The organism is Flavobacterium sp. KH_035, assembly GCF_057839565.1.
Genome location: NZ_CM174492.1, coordinates 3097170 through 3114769, shown reverse-complemented (window position 1 = coordinate 3114769; position 17600 = coordinate 3097170). Strand labels below are relative to the sequence as shown.

Below are 17600 nucleotides of genomic sequence, written 5' to 3'. Positions count from 1 at the left end.
TTTTATAACAACAACCTTTGTCGGTAAATTGACAAAAAAACTACACAACCTACAGAAACACCGATTCTATACTCCAAAAAACGCGAAAAAAGTCTTTCCTTTTTCTGAACGTTAGTACGATACATCTCAGAAACTTAATACAACATACTCTTTAGCTAATAATAATTTTATGTTCGAGACGATACTGTGAGGCACTTTTACCAGTATATTGTTTGAAAGATTTACTAAAGTGACTAAAATTATTGAATCCGCTTTCGTAACACACTTCATTGATACTTATAGGCTTCTCTGCCAAAAGTTTTGAAGCGTGCACCAAACGGTATTCGTTTACAAACTCTGTAAATGTTTTATTAGAGATCTTTTTAAAGTAACGGCAAAAAGAAGGTGTTGTCATGCTTATCAAACTTGAAACTTCGTCTATCGCAATTGATTCCTGAAAATGGTCCTTCACGTAATTAAAGATTACATTCATACGGTCATTGTCCTGCGTTTGCAATTCTAACGAAAAACCGTCGGCGTTCAGCACCGTGTATTCTTCTGATGAATCTAACTCATCCAAAATACTCAAAAGGGTCAACAAACGCTCAAATGGAAGTTGATTTTCCATCATTTCGATTCTTTCACCTACCTTTTTCTTCGTTTCTCCACCAAAAGCGATTCCTCCTTTTGACTGACTCAGAACGTTTCGAACTTTCTTCATTTCGGGTCCGGCGAAAAAATCATTCCCTAAAAATTCAGGTTTAATGTGAATTACGGTTTCATCTTTATTTCCTGTTAGTTCATTTGTAAAACCACAATGTGGAAGGTTTGCTCCTATGAGAAGCAAACTACCATTGGTATAATACGAAACATGGCTCCCTATTTGTCTTTTCCCTGCACCCCCATTTATGTAAACCAACTCAATTTCGGGATGGTAATGCCATATATGTGCCTTGCTGTTGGTTTTCTCAGCATGTTTGGTATAGGTAAATGAGCTTCCGTAAGAATTAGATATCACTTCAAGAGCTGGGGCAATAGTCTTCATGATAGAGTCTTTAAAATATAATAGCAAATTTAACAAAAACACCTAACATAATTCACTTTTTAACCTATAACGGTTTCGTAAATGAGAATATCTCACAAAAAAGCAAGAAATTACAAACTCCAAATTACGATTATCAGGCTGTTTTTTTTAGTACTCATATTTTTTTGATTGTTTTTTTTAACATATACTATTTAATCTTGTCTTTTTATAAACATATAGCATTTTCGTAAGAATTAGCGCTACTTTTTAAAATCCTCAAAAAACACCAAACATTAAAAAATAACAACCTAATTAACAAAAACACCTACAATAATTTAAATTTTAACCTATAACGGTTTCGTAAATGAGAATACAGCATATAAATTGGCTAATAGAGTTGTGCAAAAAAAACTGCTATCGAAGTAATTTAGCATCAGAGAAATGAGTTAATCATTTAAAACTAAAAGCTATGAAAAAGATTTTAAAATTAAGTTTTGTCTGTGTAGTCCTTTTAACCGGATTGAATACTTATGCAATTGATGGAAATGAAAACGGCAACAACGATTTTAACCTTCATGTATTAAAAGCTAATGGAAAGCTAATTACGTTTGCTCTAAACCAGGTACACAAAGCCAGTTTGAGTATTTATGACAAAAGCGGTTCTTTACTTTATACTGAAAACGCTTCAGGTAAGGATGGAATTTTAAGAACTTTTAGTTTAGAAGAATTTCCGGAAGGAACTTATTTCTTAGAAGTTGAAGACAGTGTTAAAAAAGTGAGACATGAAATTACGATAACCGATGACAAATCAGTATTATCTTCTAAAGCAATTTCATCGACATATAAAGCAGATTTCTCTGCTCAAAATTCAAACGTAGCAGTACGTTAAAAAAGTTTATACTCGCATAAAGTATAAAAATGAGGTTAGATAGTTAGTAAAGTAAAAACGTGATTGTTTTAAAACAGCTCTTTGTGGTTATTGAGCTGTTTTTTTTTGCTTTAATTGTTTGACCGCAAAGTTCACAAGGTTTTTTTATATATCTTTTTTATACAAACGCAAAGTTCGCAAAGCTAATTATTGATAAAGCCTTGCGAACTTTGCGGTTACTACACATAATTTGAGATAAAAAAACTTCGCGCACCTTGCGGTTAAATCCTAAAACACATTTTGTAAGAAAGAGAGGCAAACACACATTGTCTTAACTTTTATAAAACATTAAAATATAACCGCAGAATTAACACTAACGCTTAAAATAATTCAAAATTTAACCTATAACGGTTTCGTAAATGAGAATATAGCATAGAAATAAGAAAATAGAGTTGTGAGAAAATTAGCATCTCCGAAGTAATTTAGCATCAGAGAATTAGAACTATTAATCTAAAAAACAAAAGTCATGAAAAAGATTTTAAAATTAAGTTTAGTATGTGCAGTGCTTTTTACAGGAATGAGTACGTATGCAATTGACGGGAATGAAGATTTTAATCTTCATGTATTAAAAGCCAACGGAAAGCTGATTACGTTTGCCCTTAACAAAGTGCAAAAAGCTAACCTCGCCATTTATGATAAAGACGGTAGTTTACTTTATTCTGAAAATGCTTCAGGTAAAGATGGAATTTTGAGAACTTTTAATCTGGAAGAACTTCCTGCAGGAACTTACTTCTTAGAGGTTGAGGATAGTATAAAAAAAGTAAGACACGAAATTACAATTACCGATGCTGCCACAGTATTGTCAAGAAAAGCAATTTCATCCAGTTATAAAGCAGGTTTTTCTGCTAAAAAAACAAGCGTAGCAGTACGCTAAAAATGTTTATACTCAGTCAGTATAAAAGTGAATTTATCTAGTTAGTAAAATAATACGTTTTAAACAGCTCTTTATCGTTATTGAGCTGTTTTTTTATGTCCATTTCCAATCACAAACAATTGATTTCTATAATTTTAGAAAAATATTCTTAATAATTATAAAAAGGTCGTTTTTACACTATTAAAAAAATAGCAAACAAAAACATCCGTCATCCCAGTAAATACGTATATAGTTCGTATAAAACACAGAAACATCTTTAATTCAGCAATTTAAGTACAGAAAAAAGTAAGTTTTTTGCATAAAATTAAATTTCTATTTGTAGTTTTACGCGTTCCAAAAAGAGTAATAAACAATTAAAAAAGACATGACAAATTTAACGAAGGTGGGCTTAGTTGTTGCCGTATTTTTAACAACAATTTTTACGTATGCAATTGATGGAAAAGGGGATTATATTTTGAATATAAAAACCGGAAATGGAAAAGTAGTTAGTTTTACTTTAAACTCCGTTGAGAAATCAGTTTTTACTATCTATGATGAAAACAAAAATTTGGTGTACACAGGAGAAACTGTAGCAAACGAATTAGAGGTTTCAAAAACTTTAAGTTTAGAGGCATATCCTGCCGGAACTTATGTCCTGGAAGTAAAAGAAAATGGTAAAGTTGCCAAACATGAAATTACGGTTTCTGCTAAAAAATCAAAAACTGTTAAGATGGACGAATCAGTGAATAAAAGCCCTGCTTTCCGTCGCTAATTGTTTTTTACTTGAAATTGAAAAGCATCAGCGTGGCTGATGCTTTTTTTTACCTATTCCGATTCGCAGATCAGCTTCAAATAAATTAAAATATTGAGTATTAAAATCACGTTTTTTGCAAAAGAGTTTAAGCAACTAGCTCATTTTTACTTCACAATTAATGTGTAATTAATATCCGATGTTTGACTTTTGTAATAAGAAACAGCAATATCTTTAATTGCATTTACTCTTTGTTTTTCTAAACTTACTTCGTCATTGTATTGTTTCATTTGAAAATCCCATTGTTTTTTCTCCTCAGCATTAACTTTTGTTTCAACAGTTTTTGCAATAGTTTGCGACTCTTTAAAACAAGGAGAAGATGGATCTATGTCAGATAAAATATTCAATGCATCAACATAATTGCTTGCTGCGATTGTGTTTCTTGCTAATTGTATTTGCTTAGCACAATTCTTTTTTTGAAAACCTTTGTAGGCTTCAATTGCTTTAACCTGAACTTGACTATAACAGCTCACAGCATCTGGAATTGACATTAGTAGCCCCAAAGCTTCTTCAAACTGCTGTGTTTTTACATATGCATCAGATTTTTTAATAAGATCTGAACATTTTGTTTCATAATATTTAAAAATCTTCGTTTTACTTTCATCAATAAACTTCTTGTAGCCTGGGTCATTTACTGCAATTTTTGTAATTGCATTTGTGATTGCCAATTCTTTACTACTTCCGCTACCTTTGATTGCTTTACTAATTGTTGAGAACAAAATATTGCTATCTACTTGTTTAACGAATAAACTTAATTCAATAGAAACAACAGTTATATTTTGCATTCCGCCTTCAACAACGTTAGTTTCATTAATCGCAAATTTTGGATAAATAACAAAATTATTATTATAACCTGAATCTGATAAGCCAGAAGCTGTCACAATTTGAGAGATTTTTGTGTCTAATTTTGAAAGTTGAGAATCACTTAAATCCTCCATATATTCAGGAACCACTACCGAAAGAGAAATTTTCCCTATATCTTTACTTGTTTGTGCTTTCGATATCAAGGAAAAAAGCGAAACTATTATTATAAAATAAATGTTTTTCATCTCTATTTATTTAATTGTAATGTAAATTGTACTGCTTTTAATATCCTTTGCCGGTTGCAAGCCTAATCCTTTGAAGAATTTAAACAGTTCAAGTGCAAATTTGTTTGGATTGTAATTGTTGCCCGTTGCCTGATCTTTTAATGGAATCTTTACATCGTCAAGGATCATTTTTAAATCTGTTGTACCTTGAATGTGGTAATTATTCTTAAATGCATTCTTCTCCATCCACGCTTCAATTTGGTCTGATAACGGAAGTCCGTCAGAACCAATTTCTGAAGTCATATTGTGCTGAGAACCTGCATCAAAACTAATGTCTACAATTACAGATTTACCATTGTTTACAATATCTGTAAATTTGGTCTGCATTACATTTAAGAAATCCTGAATACAACTTTCAACAGCTTTCGAAGCCAATTTGTTGTAATCTTCGGTATAAAATCTTCCGCTTTCTCCAACTTTATTGGCCAATGAATTTCCAGTTGAAGCTTCATAACCTGTCAAAATTAATTTAACTGAATTTCCTGAACCCGACTGATCAATTATAACTTCTGCCTGAACATAAACATCAGCTCCGGACATTTGAATAATTTGTGATTTGATATCGGTTTGACTATCAGACGTAAAAACGTGATTATCTTTAGCCGCCTTTAATTTTGCAATAAAATCTACAGTTGTAAATCCTCTGCTATCAAAACCTTCTTTAATTTTTGTTATCGCAATTCTTTTATTTGGATCTTCTTCCAGAACAGTTCGCAAATCTTCTCCTTCTCTTGTGTAAGGAATCACCATTATTTTAGGCTGAACTGTTACAACTTGTCCGCCGCTATTTGTTGCAGCATTTTGACTAAATGCAAAATTTGTAACGCAAAACGTTACAAATAAAACAATGTAATGTATACATTTATATTTCATAAATTTTATTTTAAAATCCAAACTTGCGGATTATGTTGTTTTGTTCAAGGTCAGTTCGCAATGCAACCAGATTCACTTTAACATCTAAAGTTTGACTCTTTACACCACCATTTTGTTTGGCAAAATCTCCCACAGGAATACTCGACATAATGAAAGTTTTATATCTTTTTTGAGTATAAAACTGATCAAAATATTCTTTGTGTTTTTCTATTTCTTCTGATTCATTACTTCCAATTAAAGCACTTTTTTGCTCCGATTCCGGAAGTCCTCTAAAAAGCAATACATTGATCGCATTTTTTTCGGCTTCGCTAATTGCATCTTGCTGCTTTTTGCCACTACCAATTGCTCGCATAGTAATTGTTCCTGCATTTCCTGAAACATAATTAACCTGAGGCGTTGGAAGCTTTTTTTGACCAAAGCTATAATTTACCGAAAGTAAAACCAGAATAATTAAAGCACCTATTCTTTTTTGTAGTAACATACACTGTTATTTTACGATTAGTTTACAAGTTAACTTTTCAGCAGCATTAAATCTTGCTAAAATTTCTTTTCCACCATCAGAAACACTGCATTCAGAAAAATCACTTCCTGCAATTTTCACCACTTTTAGTTCTCCAATTTGCGACGGATAAGGCTTACCATCAATTAATTCGTTTTTTTCAACGATTAATTTATCACCTTCTTTAAATCCAAATTCTTTACCACCTGAAATTAAGACCGTAGCAGCAGCTTCTTTTTTTGTAGCAAGGATTTTACTAATTTTAGTAGTTAATGGAAATGTCTTGATGAAGTACGCACTCAACTTAGGCTCAATAGACTTTAAAGCCTCGTTTACAGCACTTTCCGGTGACAGCATTAGCGGACTAACATCAGTTTGAAAGCTTTCAGCTTCTGTTGTTTTTCCGGTCTCTACTTCGTTAACTTTTAGAGTAAAAGCAACACTAGATTTATAACCATTTACACTACCATCTGTATTTTTCATTGCATACACACTCATTTTTAGAATATTTCCAACAATGATATTTTCAGCTGCTAAAGCTGCATCTTGTTTTGCAGTGTTTTTACTATCAAGAAAAGCTTCTGTTTTTTGTAATTCCAATTCATCTTTTACTCTGTCGTAACTTGTTCTGTCAACAACGGTAAAACGTTTTGAATTAGTAACAACCTGAACTACTTTTTCAGCAACTGCACCCGAATATTTAGAATTTACCTCTGAAGTAAATTCAGCAACGCCTAAAACTGGTTTTACTACTGCCTGTGAATAGCCTGTTAGGCCGTTCACAAACAGTAATAAAAGAAAAATTAAATTTCTCATATAATTAATAGTTACCTGATGATTTTAAAGTCGAAATTAAATTATTTACAACTTTTAAGTTTAAGTTTAATTCTGGTAAAACTAAAGCCAATACATCTTTTGAATAACCTAATGATTTTGCACCTTTAGGAGCTTGCATCATTCCGGCACTTTTTAAATCAGATGAAGCTGTTGCAACAGTTGCTGATGCATCAGATACTGTTTTTATTTGTGTCGCAATATTTAATCCCAAAGCACTAAGTTCATCTAAAGTAGGTTTTTTAACAGTTACATCTGCAACACCATCAACAGACTCACCAACTGTTCTTTTGTACATTTCAGGAATTAATACATTAATTTCCTTTGTAGAAGTTAACATTTGTGTTGAATTTGATGCAAGTCCGTCAATACTTGAGATACCTGAAGTTTTAGGTTCAGTCAATTTTTCAAGCTTAGCTTTACGATCTTCTGCATCTTTTGATTTCATCTCTGACTTTAAAACTTCACGCTCTGCTTTTAATTCATCTTTTGTTTTTGCTTGCGCAAGAACACTCTGTTGCATTACTAAAGTTAAACCAAGACACATAACCGCTTTGTAAACCAATTTTGTAAACATATTTTTATTTTTTGTTTTGTTTCCCTACTCTTTAGGATTTTCAGTTACTCCTCGTTTATTTAAGTGGTCTCTCAACTCCACTTTTATTTCTGCTAAAATAAATTTAATCTTTGGGATCATCTTACGGTTTTCCACATTCTGCCCATTTAATTTTAATTTTATTTATACAATCGGAGTTTACTTCGGTATAAAGCAATGTAGAGCCCGGCTTTCTGCCGCAAATTGTTTTACTTAAAGTTAAATTTAAACTCTTTATTAGTTGGTAAACTACCGTCATTCCATTCTAGTTCAATGCACTTTGAAGCATGTTCTTTCGTACCATTAAAGCAATCCAGTAAAATTGCCGAACCACCATCTTTCACAGCTTCTTTCACCATTTTAAAAGTAAACTCAGCTCCGGCAGGATCTTGCCCAACCAAATCAAATACAATATCTTTTGTTTTAGATAACGCCGCATACAAACACAAAAGCCTCCTTGGAGTTCCGGCAAGCGCACTCACTTTTGTTTTACTGGTAATCCATTCAATTTCGAATATTTTTTTTGAAAACGGATCGTCCAGATTTGCATTTTTTCTCAAATATTCTCCAACAGTTGTAGGGTAAAAACGACTCCTAAAATTTGATTCTTTGAAATGCTCAACAAAGGTCATCTTTCTATGCAAAATCACATTTTCATTTTTTGTTGTACCGCAAAAAATATCTTTAAGAAACATCTCAGTCTCATAAAAACATCCTCCATTAAACAGAAACAAGAGAATTTCTTCTCCTTCGTGTAAAACAAAACGCGGCACATAATAAGTATCTGTTTTAATTCCTTTATTTTCTAATACAATTTTCATTATAACTTCAAAATTTACTTTTCCTTTAAAATTAAAAAAAAGCATCGGTTGATGCTTTTTCTAATTTATTACTTTTTTTTATCTCGTAATTCCTTCCCAATTTGAACTAACTTCCAAAATACAGCAACATCTTGTGGTATAGGAATTTTTAGTTCAGTTATTTTTAAATCTTCTCTATAAAATGACGAATGCAAAACAGCATAACTTAAATCTAAAACATCAATTGCTGTGAAGCTTTGTTTAAACTCGGGGCGTAACTCCTCACTGTGCGCGAAACAAACATTTCCGGTTTCTTTCTCATCAATAAACATCAAGCCACAACAATTGGCAATAAATCGAAATGCTTCGGAATTTAATGCAATACGATTACTATCTGATTTTTGAAAAAGCATCTCCAATGTAAAATAGCTTTGACTACTCTCTAACGAAGTTTTTAAAATAAGTTCTTCCAGCTCAGCAATAACAGCAAGCCCAACCCTATTTTCTACAAGACGCAAATTATTTATTCTACTTAAATAGTCTTCAATTCTCATACTGCCGTTCTCTAAATCTGTATAAAGTTAGTTTTCTTTTAGGGCAACTAAAATAATTACAATTCTTAAACGTTTTTACATCCATAAGAAATTATTTACCAGACAAGTATTTACTATTGTTTTCGACTCTAATTTTATCGATAAAATCAAAAAAACATCGCCGAAACGCATGTTATATTGTTGATTTAGATATATTTGCAAAAAACACAATCAACTAACATTAAATAAATCTCTTGCTTTTAAATTGTTCAAAAAAAATAAAAAAAATATCAAGTCCCCATTTAAATCAATTTTCATGAAAGAAAAACTAGCTATTGTAATGCTACTGACTCTTTTTTCAATTCGCGTTTCTGCTCAGGATGAAAAGTTTTATCAAACCAATAAGGTAAGCGACAAATACGTTTATGTTGATGTGATGAAAACCTACGAAAGGGTTGCCGCAAAAGGCTACAAATCTGTAGATTTATTTCAAAAATTAGGAAACTCCTCTTATGCCAAGTGCAATATGGACAAAGCCGCCAAATGGTACCGCGAGCTTTTTGCCCTTACCACCGATTTAGAACCCGAATATTATTACCGCTATGCAGAATCACTGCGATCAATTTCCCTATATCAAGAAGCCGACGCTCTTATTGAAAAATTGAAAACAAAAATTCCGGTAAAAAAGAAAGCTTAATCCAAGACAAATAACCGCAATATTGTCATTTCGACGAAGGAGAAATCTTCGCGAGAAGTTCGACAAAGATTTGCGACATTCTGCACGGAGTTACTTGCGGAGATTTCTCCTTCGTCGAAATGACAAACTATGTGAAATTTCATTCGTATGCTAGCGCGAGCGTTCCGCTCGTGCGCATCGACTTAATTTTAATTTATTTTATAAACTTTGGGTTCACGAGCGGGACGCTCGCGCTAGCATGGAGATTTTAATTTTTTATTATTTTTTTTGAAATTACAGTTCCTTTAACCTTAGCCTTCAAAATATAAGTTCCCTGATTTAACCTAGACACATCTATTTTATCAGTAGCAAAATCAGTTTTATCACTTACCAACTTTCCATTTAAATCAAAAATCTGAACGCTTTCGATACCATCTTCATTATTTGTTTTTAACTTTACAAAATCTGTTGAAGGATTAGGAAATATTGATAAAAATGATTGTTTATCATTCGATATTGTGCTCAAATTATTAGAATATTTACAAAATACGTTACCTTTCCCATAGTACAGACTTCCTTTGTAAACAATCACGTGCCATACGTTATCAAGCGCACTAATATTTTGTATAGTCAGCAGACTTTTATTAAAAATCCATCCTTTTTTATGATCTAAATCATCCGGTCCCGCAGTAATAAAATAATCATTTTTATTAATCTCATAAATAGAGCCAATAAAAAAGTCATCAGGAAATACAAAAGGAATCGCTTTACCAGCTGGCATAAGCTCTTTCAAATCTGATATTAACAGGGTACCTAAATCCATTGATAATAACGAAGTACCTCCGCTATTATTAGGCCCGCAGAAAAGTAAAGAATTATCCGTTTTTACCAAATTTGATGGAAAAAAATATTTAGCACCATAAGCTTTATAAGACAAAGATGCTTTTTTATTCTGCAGATCATATTTCCAAATTTCTATTCTCAAACTATCTTTAGAAAAAAACATAAAATAAAGATTATTGTTATCCTTAGTCACAGTACTATAAGATACCAGATTCGTTTGCACGTACCATAAATCAGAAACAATTTTTGTATTACCAACAGTACCATCGGTCTCAAATAAATGATCCGAGCTAACAAAATAAAGTTTACCATTGCTTTCTATGTACTGAGTTAATGCGGATGTACCACTAGGACCTGATCCGTTACCATATATCTCGTCAGTTATAGGAAATGTTCCATCAGCTGTTCCGTCACTTCTCCATACCCTTGAATTGCTAGTACCGAAAGGCTGAAATGTGAAAACAAAAGTATCATTACACTTCCCTACAAAAGTGGGGGTATTCCATATCGGTAAATCACCTTTAACTAAAATTGTCCCTTGTGAAGTTCCATCTGTTCTCCAAACTTGTAACGTATCGTCTATTTTTAATAAAAAATAAATTGAATTTCCTACTGCAGTGATTCTCCAGACTCTGCCTTTAAGAAAATTTGTAACTTTCACTGTTCCTATTTTTGTTCCGTCCGTTTTCCATATTTCACCTTTAGAAGTTTCATCCTCTGCGATAAAAAACAATGTCTTATTTAAAATTGCTGAACATCCGTTTAATAAATCTGTGCCACCATTCCCTTTTCCTTGATAAACATCTTTAAGTAGAGATGTGCTTTCAGGAGTTCCGTTACTTTTCCATATTTCACGGCCAGTATCTTCGTTTCCCGCTAAAAAAAAGATATTGTCGTTATATTCAATAAATCGAACAGGATTATTATAGTTAAATGAATAAATTTGCTGTTGAGCATCAATTTTTCCAATTATTATAATAAAAAGAAATAAAAGTAGTTTTGTTTTCATTCAGATCAGTTAGTAAGTTTTTATAATTTCGAAGGCAAATATATAAGAATTTTAGAAGTGTTTTTATAGTATATAGAACTCAAATACGAATCTATCAACAAAAAAACCTCCCATTTCTGAGAGGTTTTCCATATTCGCCATGAGCGCGAGCGTATTGGTAAACACTTTTTATCAATTATTTTTAATAAATCGAACATACATTCCATTCTCTGATGTATGTGCGGTAACTTCTCCATTAACTGAATTGTCGCCGTCCATCAAACCGATAAAATCATTACTGTTTTTACTTACCTGTACTTTTGTACCCCAAAATAACACACAATAGTCTAATGGATAAAAATCAATTTCATTTACAGTACTCCTATAACCGCCCGGAACAGCATTAAATTCAGAACTATTATCTCCATCCCAATTTTTAGATTTTAAATGTAATCCTGCATTGTCATATCCACCTAAAGATGTAATTATTTCTTTCCATTCTTTATGCGTCGGAATATGAAATCCATTGGGACATAAACCTCTTGGATCATTGACAGCGAATCCATTATAAATTTTCCCGATTTTTTTCTTATTCTTTTCATTACTTTCATGATAGCACCAAGCTGCCTTTCTTAATTTGCCATACTTTCTCCATTCTTGCATTGTTTTTACTTCAGGTATTACGTCACCATTTCTGAAATGACTTACATTTAAATTTTGATTTGAAATTAAATATTTGTCGATTTTAATTATTGTGTATTTATTACCATCAATATCGGCAGCGATATTATTCTCCGTTTTATTTGGGATTAATAGCAATAAAATGAATGATAAAAATAATTTGCCCATTTTTTAGTTATTTGTAAATTATTGAATTTTATTGCTTTATAAAATATCGTCCGCTAGCGTGAACGGGATGTACGCTAACAGAGACTTTCATTAAATGATTAAATTTTCATTTTTATAGAAACTTCTTTAACTTTTAGTTTTTAATGATCTTTTTATTAATCAAAGTTCCATTCCATTTTATTTGAGCGGTATAAATTCCTTTAGATAAAGAAGAAATATCAATTTGAGAGGAATTTGACAACGTTTGAAGTAATTTCCCATTTAAATCATAAACACTTATATTTTCAACTTCATTACTATTGTCTACATTTAACTGCATAAGATCAGATGACGGATTTGGGTAAAAAACAATCGCCTTTTTTTGAGTAACATCGATTGTGCTCAAATTATTAGAGTATTTCCAAAGTTTACCATCCTTAGAATAATACAAATAATTATTAAATTCAAAAGGTAATCGAGCATTATCTAGGTTACTTATATTTTCTAAAGTTTTCACATCCAAATCATATATCCAACCTTTTCTATTGTTAATTTTATCTCTCCCCGCACGAATAAAATATTGATTTTCATTAAACTTTAGCATTGAGACCAGATTAATTGAAAGAGCTATAGGGGATTCTTCTAAATCATTTGCTCCCGCCAATTCTCCTATACTAGAAACTACATTATCACTTAAGTTTAAAGAAACTAACTCCGTTCCTCCATTTGCGTTTGAAGTTGTAAAAGTTATGGAATTACCTGTTCTGGTTAAACTTGATGCTAAAAAATATTTATCGATTTTTTTCTCATAAACTGAAACAATTGTCTTGTTTAATGTATCAAACCTAAGTATACTTATATTTCCTATAGTATTTGCAAATGATTTCTGAGTAACAAACATTAAATACAAGCTATTATTTACAGCTATGACATCATCATAGTAAACCAATCCCCCTAATAAAGGATTTCTTACTGTGCCAACATTTTTTGTATTTTCTACGGTTCCATCAGTTTCAAATAAAAAATACCTACTTGCAAAATAAAGTTTATTATTATACTCTATAAACTGAGTTAAAATACTAGAACCTCCCGAACCGCCAACCATTCCTGAGCCATTACCATCCAATTCTTCAGTTATGGGAAAGGTCCCTTCAGAGGTTCCATCACTTCGCCATACTCTTGTATTGTTTGTCCCGGCTGGCTGAATTGAAAACATAAACAAATTGCTACATTTTCCTTCAAAACTAGGATCATTCCATGTAAGTGAGATTTCTTTAACCAATACAGTCCCTAATTCTGTTCCATCTGTTTTCCAAATACTCGTTTTACCATCTCCTTTTGCTATTATAAAATAAATTACATTACCTACTACTGTTAGCGTTGTAACTTTCCCATTAAGAAAATTTGTAACTTTTATGGTCCCATCAATAGTTCCGTTAGTTTTCCATAATTCCCCCGCTGAAGTCTCATCAGATGCAATATAATACAAGGTATTATTCAAAATAGCAGATCCGCTTTTTAATGTGGAAATCTTATCATTTCGGCTGTGTGTATCTTTGAAAAAAAAGGTGTTTTCCGAAGTTCCGTCACTTTTCCATAAAGCTCTTCCATTATTTGTATCATATCCTTCAAAATAGATTTTTCCATTAAATTTTTCTAAAAATTGAGGGCTAGTATTGTCAGGAGAAAAATTATAAATTTCCTGTTGTGCGTTTGCTTCAATAAATAAAAGGGTAAAAAAAACTAAGAGTAATTTTCTTTTCATAGAGTTTTAATGGTATAAATTTAGTTAGACAATAGCTTGAAAAATTAATACGTAAATATATATTAATAATTAAAAAGCAGTAAAAAAAAATAGAGGATTAATTAAAAAACTAATCCTCTATTTTCTTGATTCTCAAAATAGCTACATATTCCTTCTATACTGCCCCCCTACTTCAAACAATGCCGAAGTAATCTGACCAAGCGAACAAACCTTTGTAGCTTCCATTAAATGGTCGAATAAGTTTTCGTTTTTAATCGCCGCTTCTTGTAGTTTACTTAAATGCTCGTTTACTTTTGCTTCGTGAAACTGGTGTAAGTTATCGAGCATCGTAATTTGATATTGTTTTTCTTCTTCGGTGGCACGAATTACTTCTGCAGGAATTACCGTTGGAGATCCTTTTGAACTCAGGAACGTATTTACGCCCACAATTGGGAAATCTCCATTGTGTTTTAAGGTTTCGTAATACAAACTTTCTTCCTGAATTTTAGAACGTTGGTACATCGTCTCCATAGCTCCCAAAACTCCACCACGCTCTGTAATGCGGTCGAATTCTTGTAAAACGGCAGCTTCTACCAAATCGGTTAATTCTTCAATGATAAACGATCCCTGGATTGGGTTTTCGTTTTTCGCCAGACCTAATTCTTTATTGATAATCAACTGAATCGCCATTGCTCTACGCACTGATTCTTCGGTTGGTGTGGTGATCGCCTCGTCGTAAGCATTGGTGTGCAATGAATTACAGTTGTCGTAAATCGCATACAAAGCCTGCAATGTCGTTCTGATATCGTTGAAATCAATTTCCTGTGCGTGTAATGAACGCCCGGAAGTTTGAATATGATATTTTAGCATTTGCGCTCTTTCGTTGGCTCCGTATTTGTTTTTCATGGCTTTTGCCCAAATTTTACGTGCCACACGTCCGATTACTGAATACTCAGGATCTACTCCATTCGAGAAGAAGAACGATAAGTTTGGCCCAAAATCGTTGATGTTCATACCACGGCTCAAATAATATTCCACGTAAGTGAAACCATTCGAAAGCGTAAAGGCCAACTGTGTAATTGGGTTCGCTCCTGCCTCGGCAATATGATATCCTGAAATCGAAACGGAGTAAAAATTACGAACGTTTTGTGTAATAAAATATTCCTGAACGTCACCCATTAATCGCAAAGCAAATTCGGTAGAGAAAATACAGGTGTTTTGCGCCTGATCTTCTTTTAAAATATCGGCCTGAACAGTTCCACGAACTTGCGATAAAGTTTTTACTTTGATATCGTTATACACTTCCAAAGGTAAAACCTGATCTCCGGTAACCCCCAAAAGCATTAATCCCAGACCATTATTTCCTTCCGGTAAATCGCCTTGGTATTTCGGACGTTCTGTCCCTTTTTCCTTATATATTTTGTTGATTTTGGCTTCAACTTCTTTTTCTAAATCATTGGCTTTGATGTAATATTCGCACTGCTGATCGATCGCTGCGTTCATAAAGAAACCTAACAACATTGGCGCTGGTCCGTTGATGGTCATACTTACTGAGGTTAAAGCATGAACCAGATCGAAACCTGAATATAATTTTTTGGCATCGTCAAGACAACAAATCGAAACTCCGGCATTACCGATTTTTCCATAAATATCAGGACGAATATCCGGATCGTTTCCGTATAAAGTCACACTATCAAAAGCGGTTGAAAGTCGTTTTGCCGGTAATCCTGCACTCACATAATGAAAACGTTTGTTGGTTCTTTCCGGACCACCCTCACCTGCAAACATTCTTGACGGATCTTCGCCTTCACGCTTGAACGGGTACAATCCCGAAGCAAACGGAAATTCTCCCGGAACGTTTTCTTGTAAATTCCAACGTAATACATCGCCCCAAGCTTCGTACTTAGGTAAAGCAATTTTTGGGATTTGTAAATGCGACAAGCTTTCTGAATGTGTAGCGATTTTAATTTCTTTATCACGTACTTTAAAGCTGTATACCGGATTTTTATATTTGGCTACTTTTTCGTCCCAATTCAGAATGATTTCCCAATTGTACGGATCAAGATCCATTTTTACTTTATCAAACTGATTGAGTAACAGGTTTAAAAAGATTCTGTTTTCGTCATGTGCTTCTGTAGCGCTTGGTAAAACAGTCGAATCATCGATTCCTGCTTTATTAATTTGCGGAACTTTCCCTGAAACCGATTCTATAGTTTTAAAGATTCCGTATAACTTCTGTGCTACTTTTTGCTGCAAAAGAGCACTTTCGTCGTAAGATCGGTTGTTCTCTGCAATTTCAGATAAATAACGGGTTCTGTGTGGCGGAATCACGAAGATTTTCTCACTCATTTCCTTCGTAATCTGAAAAGTAGATTTCAACTCAGATTGTGTTTTCTCTACAATCTTGTCCATGATCGCTTTATAAAGCGTGTTCATTCCAGGATCATTAAACTGAGAAGCAATCGTTCCGAAAACCGGCATTTCATCTGGATTCTTATCCCATAAATTATGATTGCGCTGGTATTGTTTTTTAACGTCACGAATGGCGTCAAGAGCACCTCTTTTATCAAACTTGTTCAAAGCTACCAAATCGGCAAAATCAAGCATGTCGATTTTCTCCAATTGTGTTGCTGCTCCAAACTCGGGTGTCATTACATATAAAGACACATCAGAGTGATCCATAATCTCGGTATCTGATTGTCCGATTCCTGAAGTTTCAAGAATAATCAAATCATATTTTGCTGCTTTTAAAACCTGAATGGCCTCGGCAACATATTTAGACAATGCCAAATTCGACTGACGTGTCGCCAGCGAACGCATATACACACGAGGATTATTAATTGCATTCATACGGATTCTGTCACCCAATAATGCTCCTCCTGTTTTTCTTTTTGACGGATCGACAGAAATCAATCCGATTGTTTTTTCAGGGAAATCAATTAAAAAACGACGAACTAATTCATCTACCAAAGAAGATTTTCCGGCTCCACCTGTTCCGGTAATTCCAAGAACCGGAATTTTAGAATCGGTATTGCTTTCATGAATCTGATCAAAAACAGGTTTTGCGATTTCAGGGAAATTTTCCGCTGCCGAAATCAAACGTGCAATTGCGGTTGGAATTTTATTTTCGATATGATCAATTTCTCCGTTTAACTGATCTCCAATAGGATAATCGGCACGTTGAACCAAATCATTAATCATTCCTTGTAAACCTAAAGAACGACCATCATCAGGAGAATAAATTCTCGTGATACCATACTCGTGTAATTCTGAAATTTCGCTAGGCAGAATTACTCCTCCCCCGCCTCCAAAAATTTTGATATGTCCTGCTCCTTTTTCTTTCAGCAAGTCATACATATATTTAAAATACTCATTATGCCCTCCCTGATAAGATGTCATAGCAATCGCATTTGCATCTTCCTGAATAGCAGTATTCACCACTTCTTCAACACTACGGTCGTGCCCAAGGTGAATAACCTCAACTCCAGTTGACTGAATAATACGGCGCATAATGTTTATCGCTGCATCATGTCCGTCAAAAAGAGACGCTGCGGTTACAATTCTTACTTTATTTTTAGGAATATATGGTATTTGTTGTTCCATTTTATGAATATGATAATTTTAAGGGAGCAATTTACAAAATATTACAACATTTGATCATGCTAATATCTTTTTGTTAACAAAAAAAAGAATCTTTTTTGATT

16 protein-coding genes are annotated in these 17600 nt (G+C 33.1%); 4 read left to right on the top strand and 12 right to left on the bottom strand.

Features of this window, described 5'->3' with window-relative positions; translation table 11 throughout:
- Positions 1–151: 151 nt before the first annotated feature.
- Positions 152–1024: an AraC family transcriptional regulator gene (locus AC3IS6_RS12765; RefSeq protein WP_489159845.1), complete on the bottom strand. Its 873-nt coding sequence runs from the start codon at positions 1022–1024 to the stop codon at positions 152–154.
- A 448-nt stretch (positions 1025–1472) separates the two neighbouring features.
- On the opposite strand from AC3IS6_RS12765, the gene AC3IS6_RS12760 reads away from it, so the two are divergent.
- From AC3IS6_RS12760 to AC3IS6_RS12750, 3 genes are all read left to right on the top strand, one after another.
- Positions 1473–1892, top strand: coding sequence for a T9SS type A sorting domain-containing protein (locus AC3IS6_RS12760; RefSeq protein ID WP_489159844.1), 420 nt, complete (start codon positions 1473–1475; stop codon positions 1890–1892).
- A 505-nt stretch (positions 1893–2397) separates the two neighbouring features.
- A complete protein-coding gene (locus AC3IS6_RS12755) occupies positions 2398–2805 on the top strand; it encodes a T9SS type A sorting domain-containing protein (RefSeq protein ID WP_489159842.1) in 408 nt (135 codons plus the stop codon).
- Positions 2806–3169: 364 nt separating this feature from the next.
- The gene (locus tag AC3IS6_RS12750) at positions 3170–3556 is read left to right on the top strand and encodes a secretion protein (RefSeq protein ID WP_489159840.1); all 387 of its coding nucleotides are present in this window, start codon (positions 3170–3172) and stop codon (positions 3554–3556) included.
- 146 nt (positions 3557–3702) lie between these two features.
- Here the strand turns inward: AC3IS6_RS12750 and AC3IS6_RS12745 are convergent, their stop codons facing one another.
- From AC3IS6_RS12745 to AC3IS6_RS12715, 7 genes are all read right to left on the bottom strand, one after another.
- Positions 3703–4644, bottom strand: coding sequence for a hypothetical protein (locus tag AC3IS6_RS12745; protein ID WP_489159838.1), 942 nt, complete (start codon positions 4642–4644; stop codon positions 3703–3705).
- 6 nt (positions 4645–4650) lie between these two features.
- Entirely contained in the window at positions 4651–5556 is a 906-nt protein-coding gene (locus AC3IS6_RS12740) for a DUF6175 family protein (protein ID WP_263360316.1), read from the bottom strand.
- Positions 5557–5566: 10 nt separating this feature from the next.
- Positions 5567–6037, bottom strand: coding sequence for a hypothetical protein (locus AC3IS6_RS12735; RefSeq protein WP_489159836.1), 471 nt, complete (start codon positions 6035–6037; stop codon positions 5567–5569).
- Between the two features lie 6 nt (positions 6038–6043).
- Complete coding sequence (locus tag AC3IS6_RS12730; protein ID WP_263360314.1) at positions 6044–6871, bottom strand: hypothetical protein; 828 nt, start codon at positions 6869–6871, stop codon at positions 6044–6046.
- A gap of 4 nt (positions 6872–6875) precedes the next feature.
- Positions 6876–7466 carry a hypothetical protein gene (locus AC3IS6_RS12725; protein ID WP_489159834.1) on the bottom strand — a complete coding sequence of 197 codons (591 nt, stop codon included), beginning with the start codon at positions 7464–7466 and terminating at the stop codon, positions 6876–6878.
- Between the two features lie 227 nt (positions 7467–7693).
- Positions 7694–8305: a hypothetical protein gene (locus tag AC3IS6_RS12720; protein WP_489159832.1), complete on the bottom strand. Its 612-nt coding sequence runs from the start codon at positions 8303–8305 to the stop codon at positions 7694–7696.
- Between the two features lie 68 nt (positions 8306–8373).
- Entirely contained in the window at positions 8374–8838 is a 465-nt protein-coding gene (locus AC3IS6_RS12715; RefSeq protein ID WP_489159830.1) for a type ISP restriction/modification enzyme, read from the bottom strand.
- A 295-nt stretch (positions 8839–9133) separates the two neighbouring features.
- On the opposite strand from AC3IS6_RS12715, the gene AC3IS6_RS12710 reads away from it, so the two are divergent.
- Positions 9134–9514 (top strand): flagellar motor protein MotB, encoded by a 381-nt coding sequence (locus AC3IS6_RS12710; protein ID WP_489159828.1) that lies wholly within the window; start codon positions 9134–9136, stop codon positions 9512–9514.
- Between the two features lie 247 nt (positions 9515–9761).
- On the opposite strand, the gene AC3IS6_RS12705 is transcribed toward AC3IS6_RS12710, so the two are convergent.
- The 4 genes from AC3IS6_RS12705 to AC3IS6_RS12690 form a co-directional block, all read right to left on the bottom strand.
- Positions 9762–11345, bottom strand: coding sequence for a T9SS type A sorting domain-containing protein (locus tag AC3IS6_RS12705; protein ID WP_489159827.1), 1584 nt, complete (start codon positions 11343–11345; stop codon positions 9762–9764).
- Positions 11346–11516: 171 nt separating this feature from the next.
- Positions 11517–12173, bottom strand: coding sequence for a fibrobacter succinogenes major paralogous domain-containing protein (locus AC3IS6_RS12700; RefSeq protein WP_489159825.1), 657 nt, complete (start codon positions 12171–12173; stop codon positions 11517–11519).
- A gap of 133 nt (positions 12174–12306) precedes the next feature.
- Entirely contained in the window at positions 12307–13917 is a 1611-nt protein-coding gene (locus AC3IS6_RS12695; protein WP_489159823.1) for a T9SS type A sorting domain-containing protein, read from the bottom strand.
- Positions 13918–14058: 141 nt separating this feature from the next.
- Positions 14059–17499: a methylmalonyl-CoA mutase family protein gene (locus AC3IS6_RS12690; RefSeq protein WP_489159820.1), complete on the bottom strand. Its 3441-nt coding sequence runs from the start codon at positions 17497–17499 to the stop codon at positions 14059–14061.
- Positions 17500–17600: the final 101 nt, after the last annotated feature.

What these genes read in the sequence shown, in the direction of transcription:
- AC3IS6_RS12765 (WP_489159845.1), bottom strand. Translation starts at nt 1,024, where the DNA reads ATGAAGACTATTGCCCCAGCTCTTGAAGTGATATCTAATTCTTACGGA.
- AC3IS6_RS12760 (WP_489159844.1), top strand. Translation starts at nt 1,473, where the DNA reads ATGAAAAAGATTTTAAAATTAAGTTTTGTCTGTGTAGTCCTTTTAACC.
- AC3IS6_RS12755 (WP_489159842.1), top strand. Translation starts at nt 2,398, where the DNA reads ATGAAAAAGATTTTAAAATTAAGTTTAGTATGTGCAGTGCTTTTTACA.
- AC3IS6_RS12750 (WP_489159840.1), top strand. Translation starts at nt 3,170, where the DNA reads ATGACAAATTTAACGAAGGTGGGCTTAGTTGTTGCCGTATTTTTAACA.
- AC3IS6_RS12745 (WP_489159838.1), bottom strand. Translation starts at nt 4,644, where the DNA reads ATGAAAAACATTTATTTTATAATAATAGTTTCGCTTTTTTCCTTGATA.
- AC3IS6_RS12740 (WP_263360316.1), bottom strand. Translation starts at nt 5,556, where the DNA reads ATGAAATATAAATGTATACATTACATTGTTTTATTTGTAACGTTTTGC.
- AC3IS6_RS12735 (WP_489159836.1), bottom strand. Translation starts at nt 6,037, where the DNA reads ATGTTACTACAAAAAAGAATAGGTGCTTTAATTATTCTGGTTTTACTT.
- AC3IS6_RS12730 (WP_263360314.1), bottom strand. Translation starts at nt 6,871, where the DNA reads ATGAGAAATTTAATTTTTCTTTTATTACTGTTTGTGAACGGCCTAACA.
- AC3IS6_RS12725 (WP_489159834.1), bottom strand. Translation starts at nt 7,466, where the DNA reads ATGTTTACAAAATTGGTTTACAAAGCGGTTATGTGTCTTGGTTTAACT.
- AC3IS6_RS12720 (WP_489159832.1), bottom strand. Translation starts at nt 8,305, where the DNA reads ATGAAAATTGTATTAGAAAATAAAGGAATTAAAACAGATACTTATTAT.
- AC3IS6_RS12715 (WP_489159830.1), bottom strand. Translation starts at nt 8,838, where the DNA reads ATGAGAATTGAAGACTATTTAAGTAGAATAAATAATTTGCGTCTTGTA.
- AC3IS6_RS12710 (WP_489159828.1), top strand. Translation starts at nt 9,134, where the DNA reads ATGAAAGAAAAACTAGCTATTGTAATGCTACTGACTCTTTTTTCAATT.
- AC3IS6_RS12705 (WP_489159827.1), bottom strand. Translation starts at nt 11,345, where the DNA reads ATGAAAACAAAACTACTTTTATTTCTTTTTATTATAATAATTGGAAAA.
- AC3IS6_RS12700 (WP_489159825.1), bottom strand. Translation starts at nt 12,173, where the DNA reads ATGGGCAAATTATTTTTATCATTCATTTTATTGCTATTAATCCCAAAT.
- AC3IS6_RS12695 (WP_489159823.1), bottom strand. Translation starts at nt 13,917, where the DNA reads ATGAAAAGAAAATTACTCTTAGTTTTTTTTACCCTTTTATTTATTGAA.
- AC3IS6_RS12690 (WP_489159820.1), bottom strand. Translation starts at nt 17,499, where the DNA reads ATGGAACAACAAATACCATATATTCCTAAAAATAAAGTAAGAATTGTA.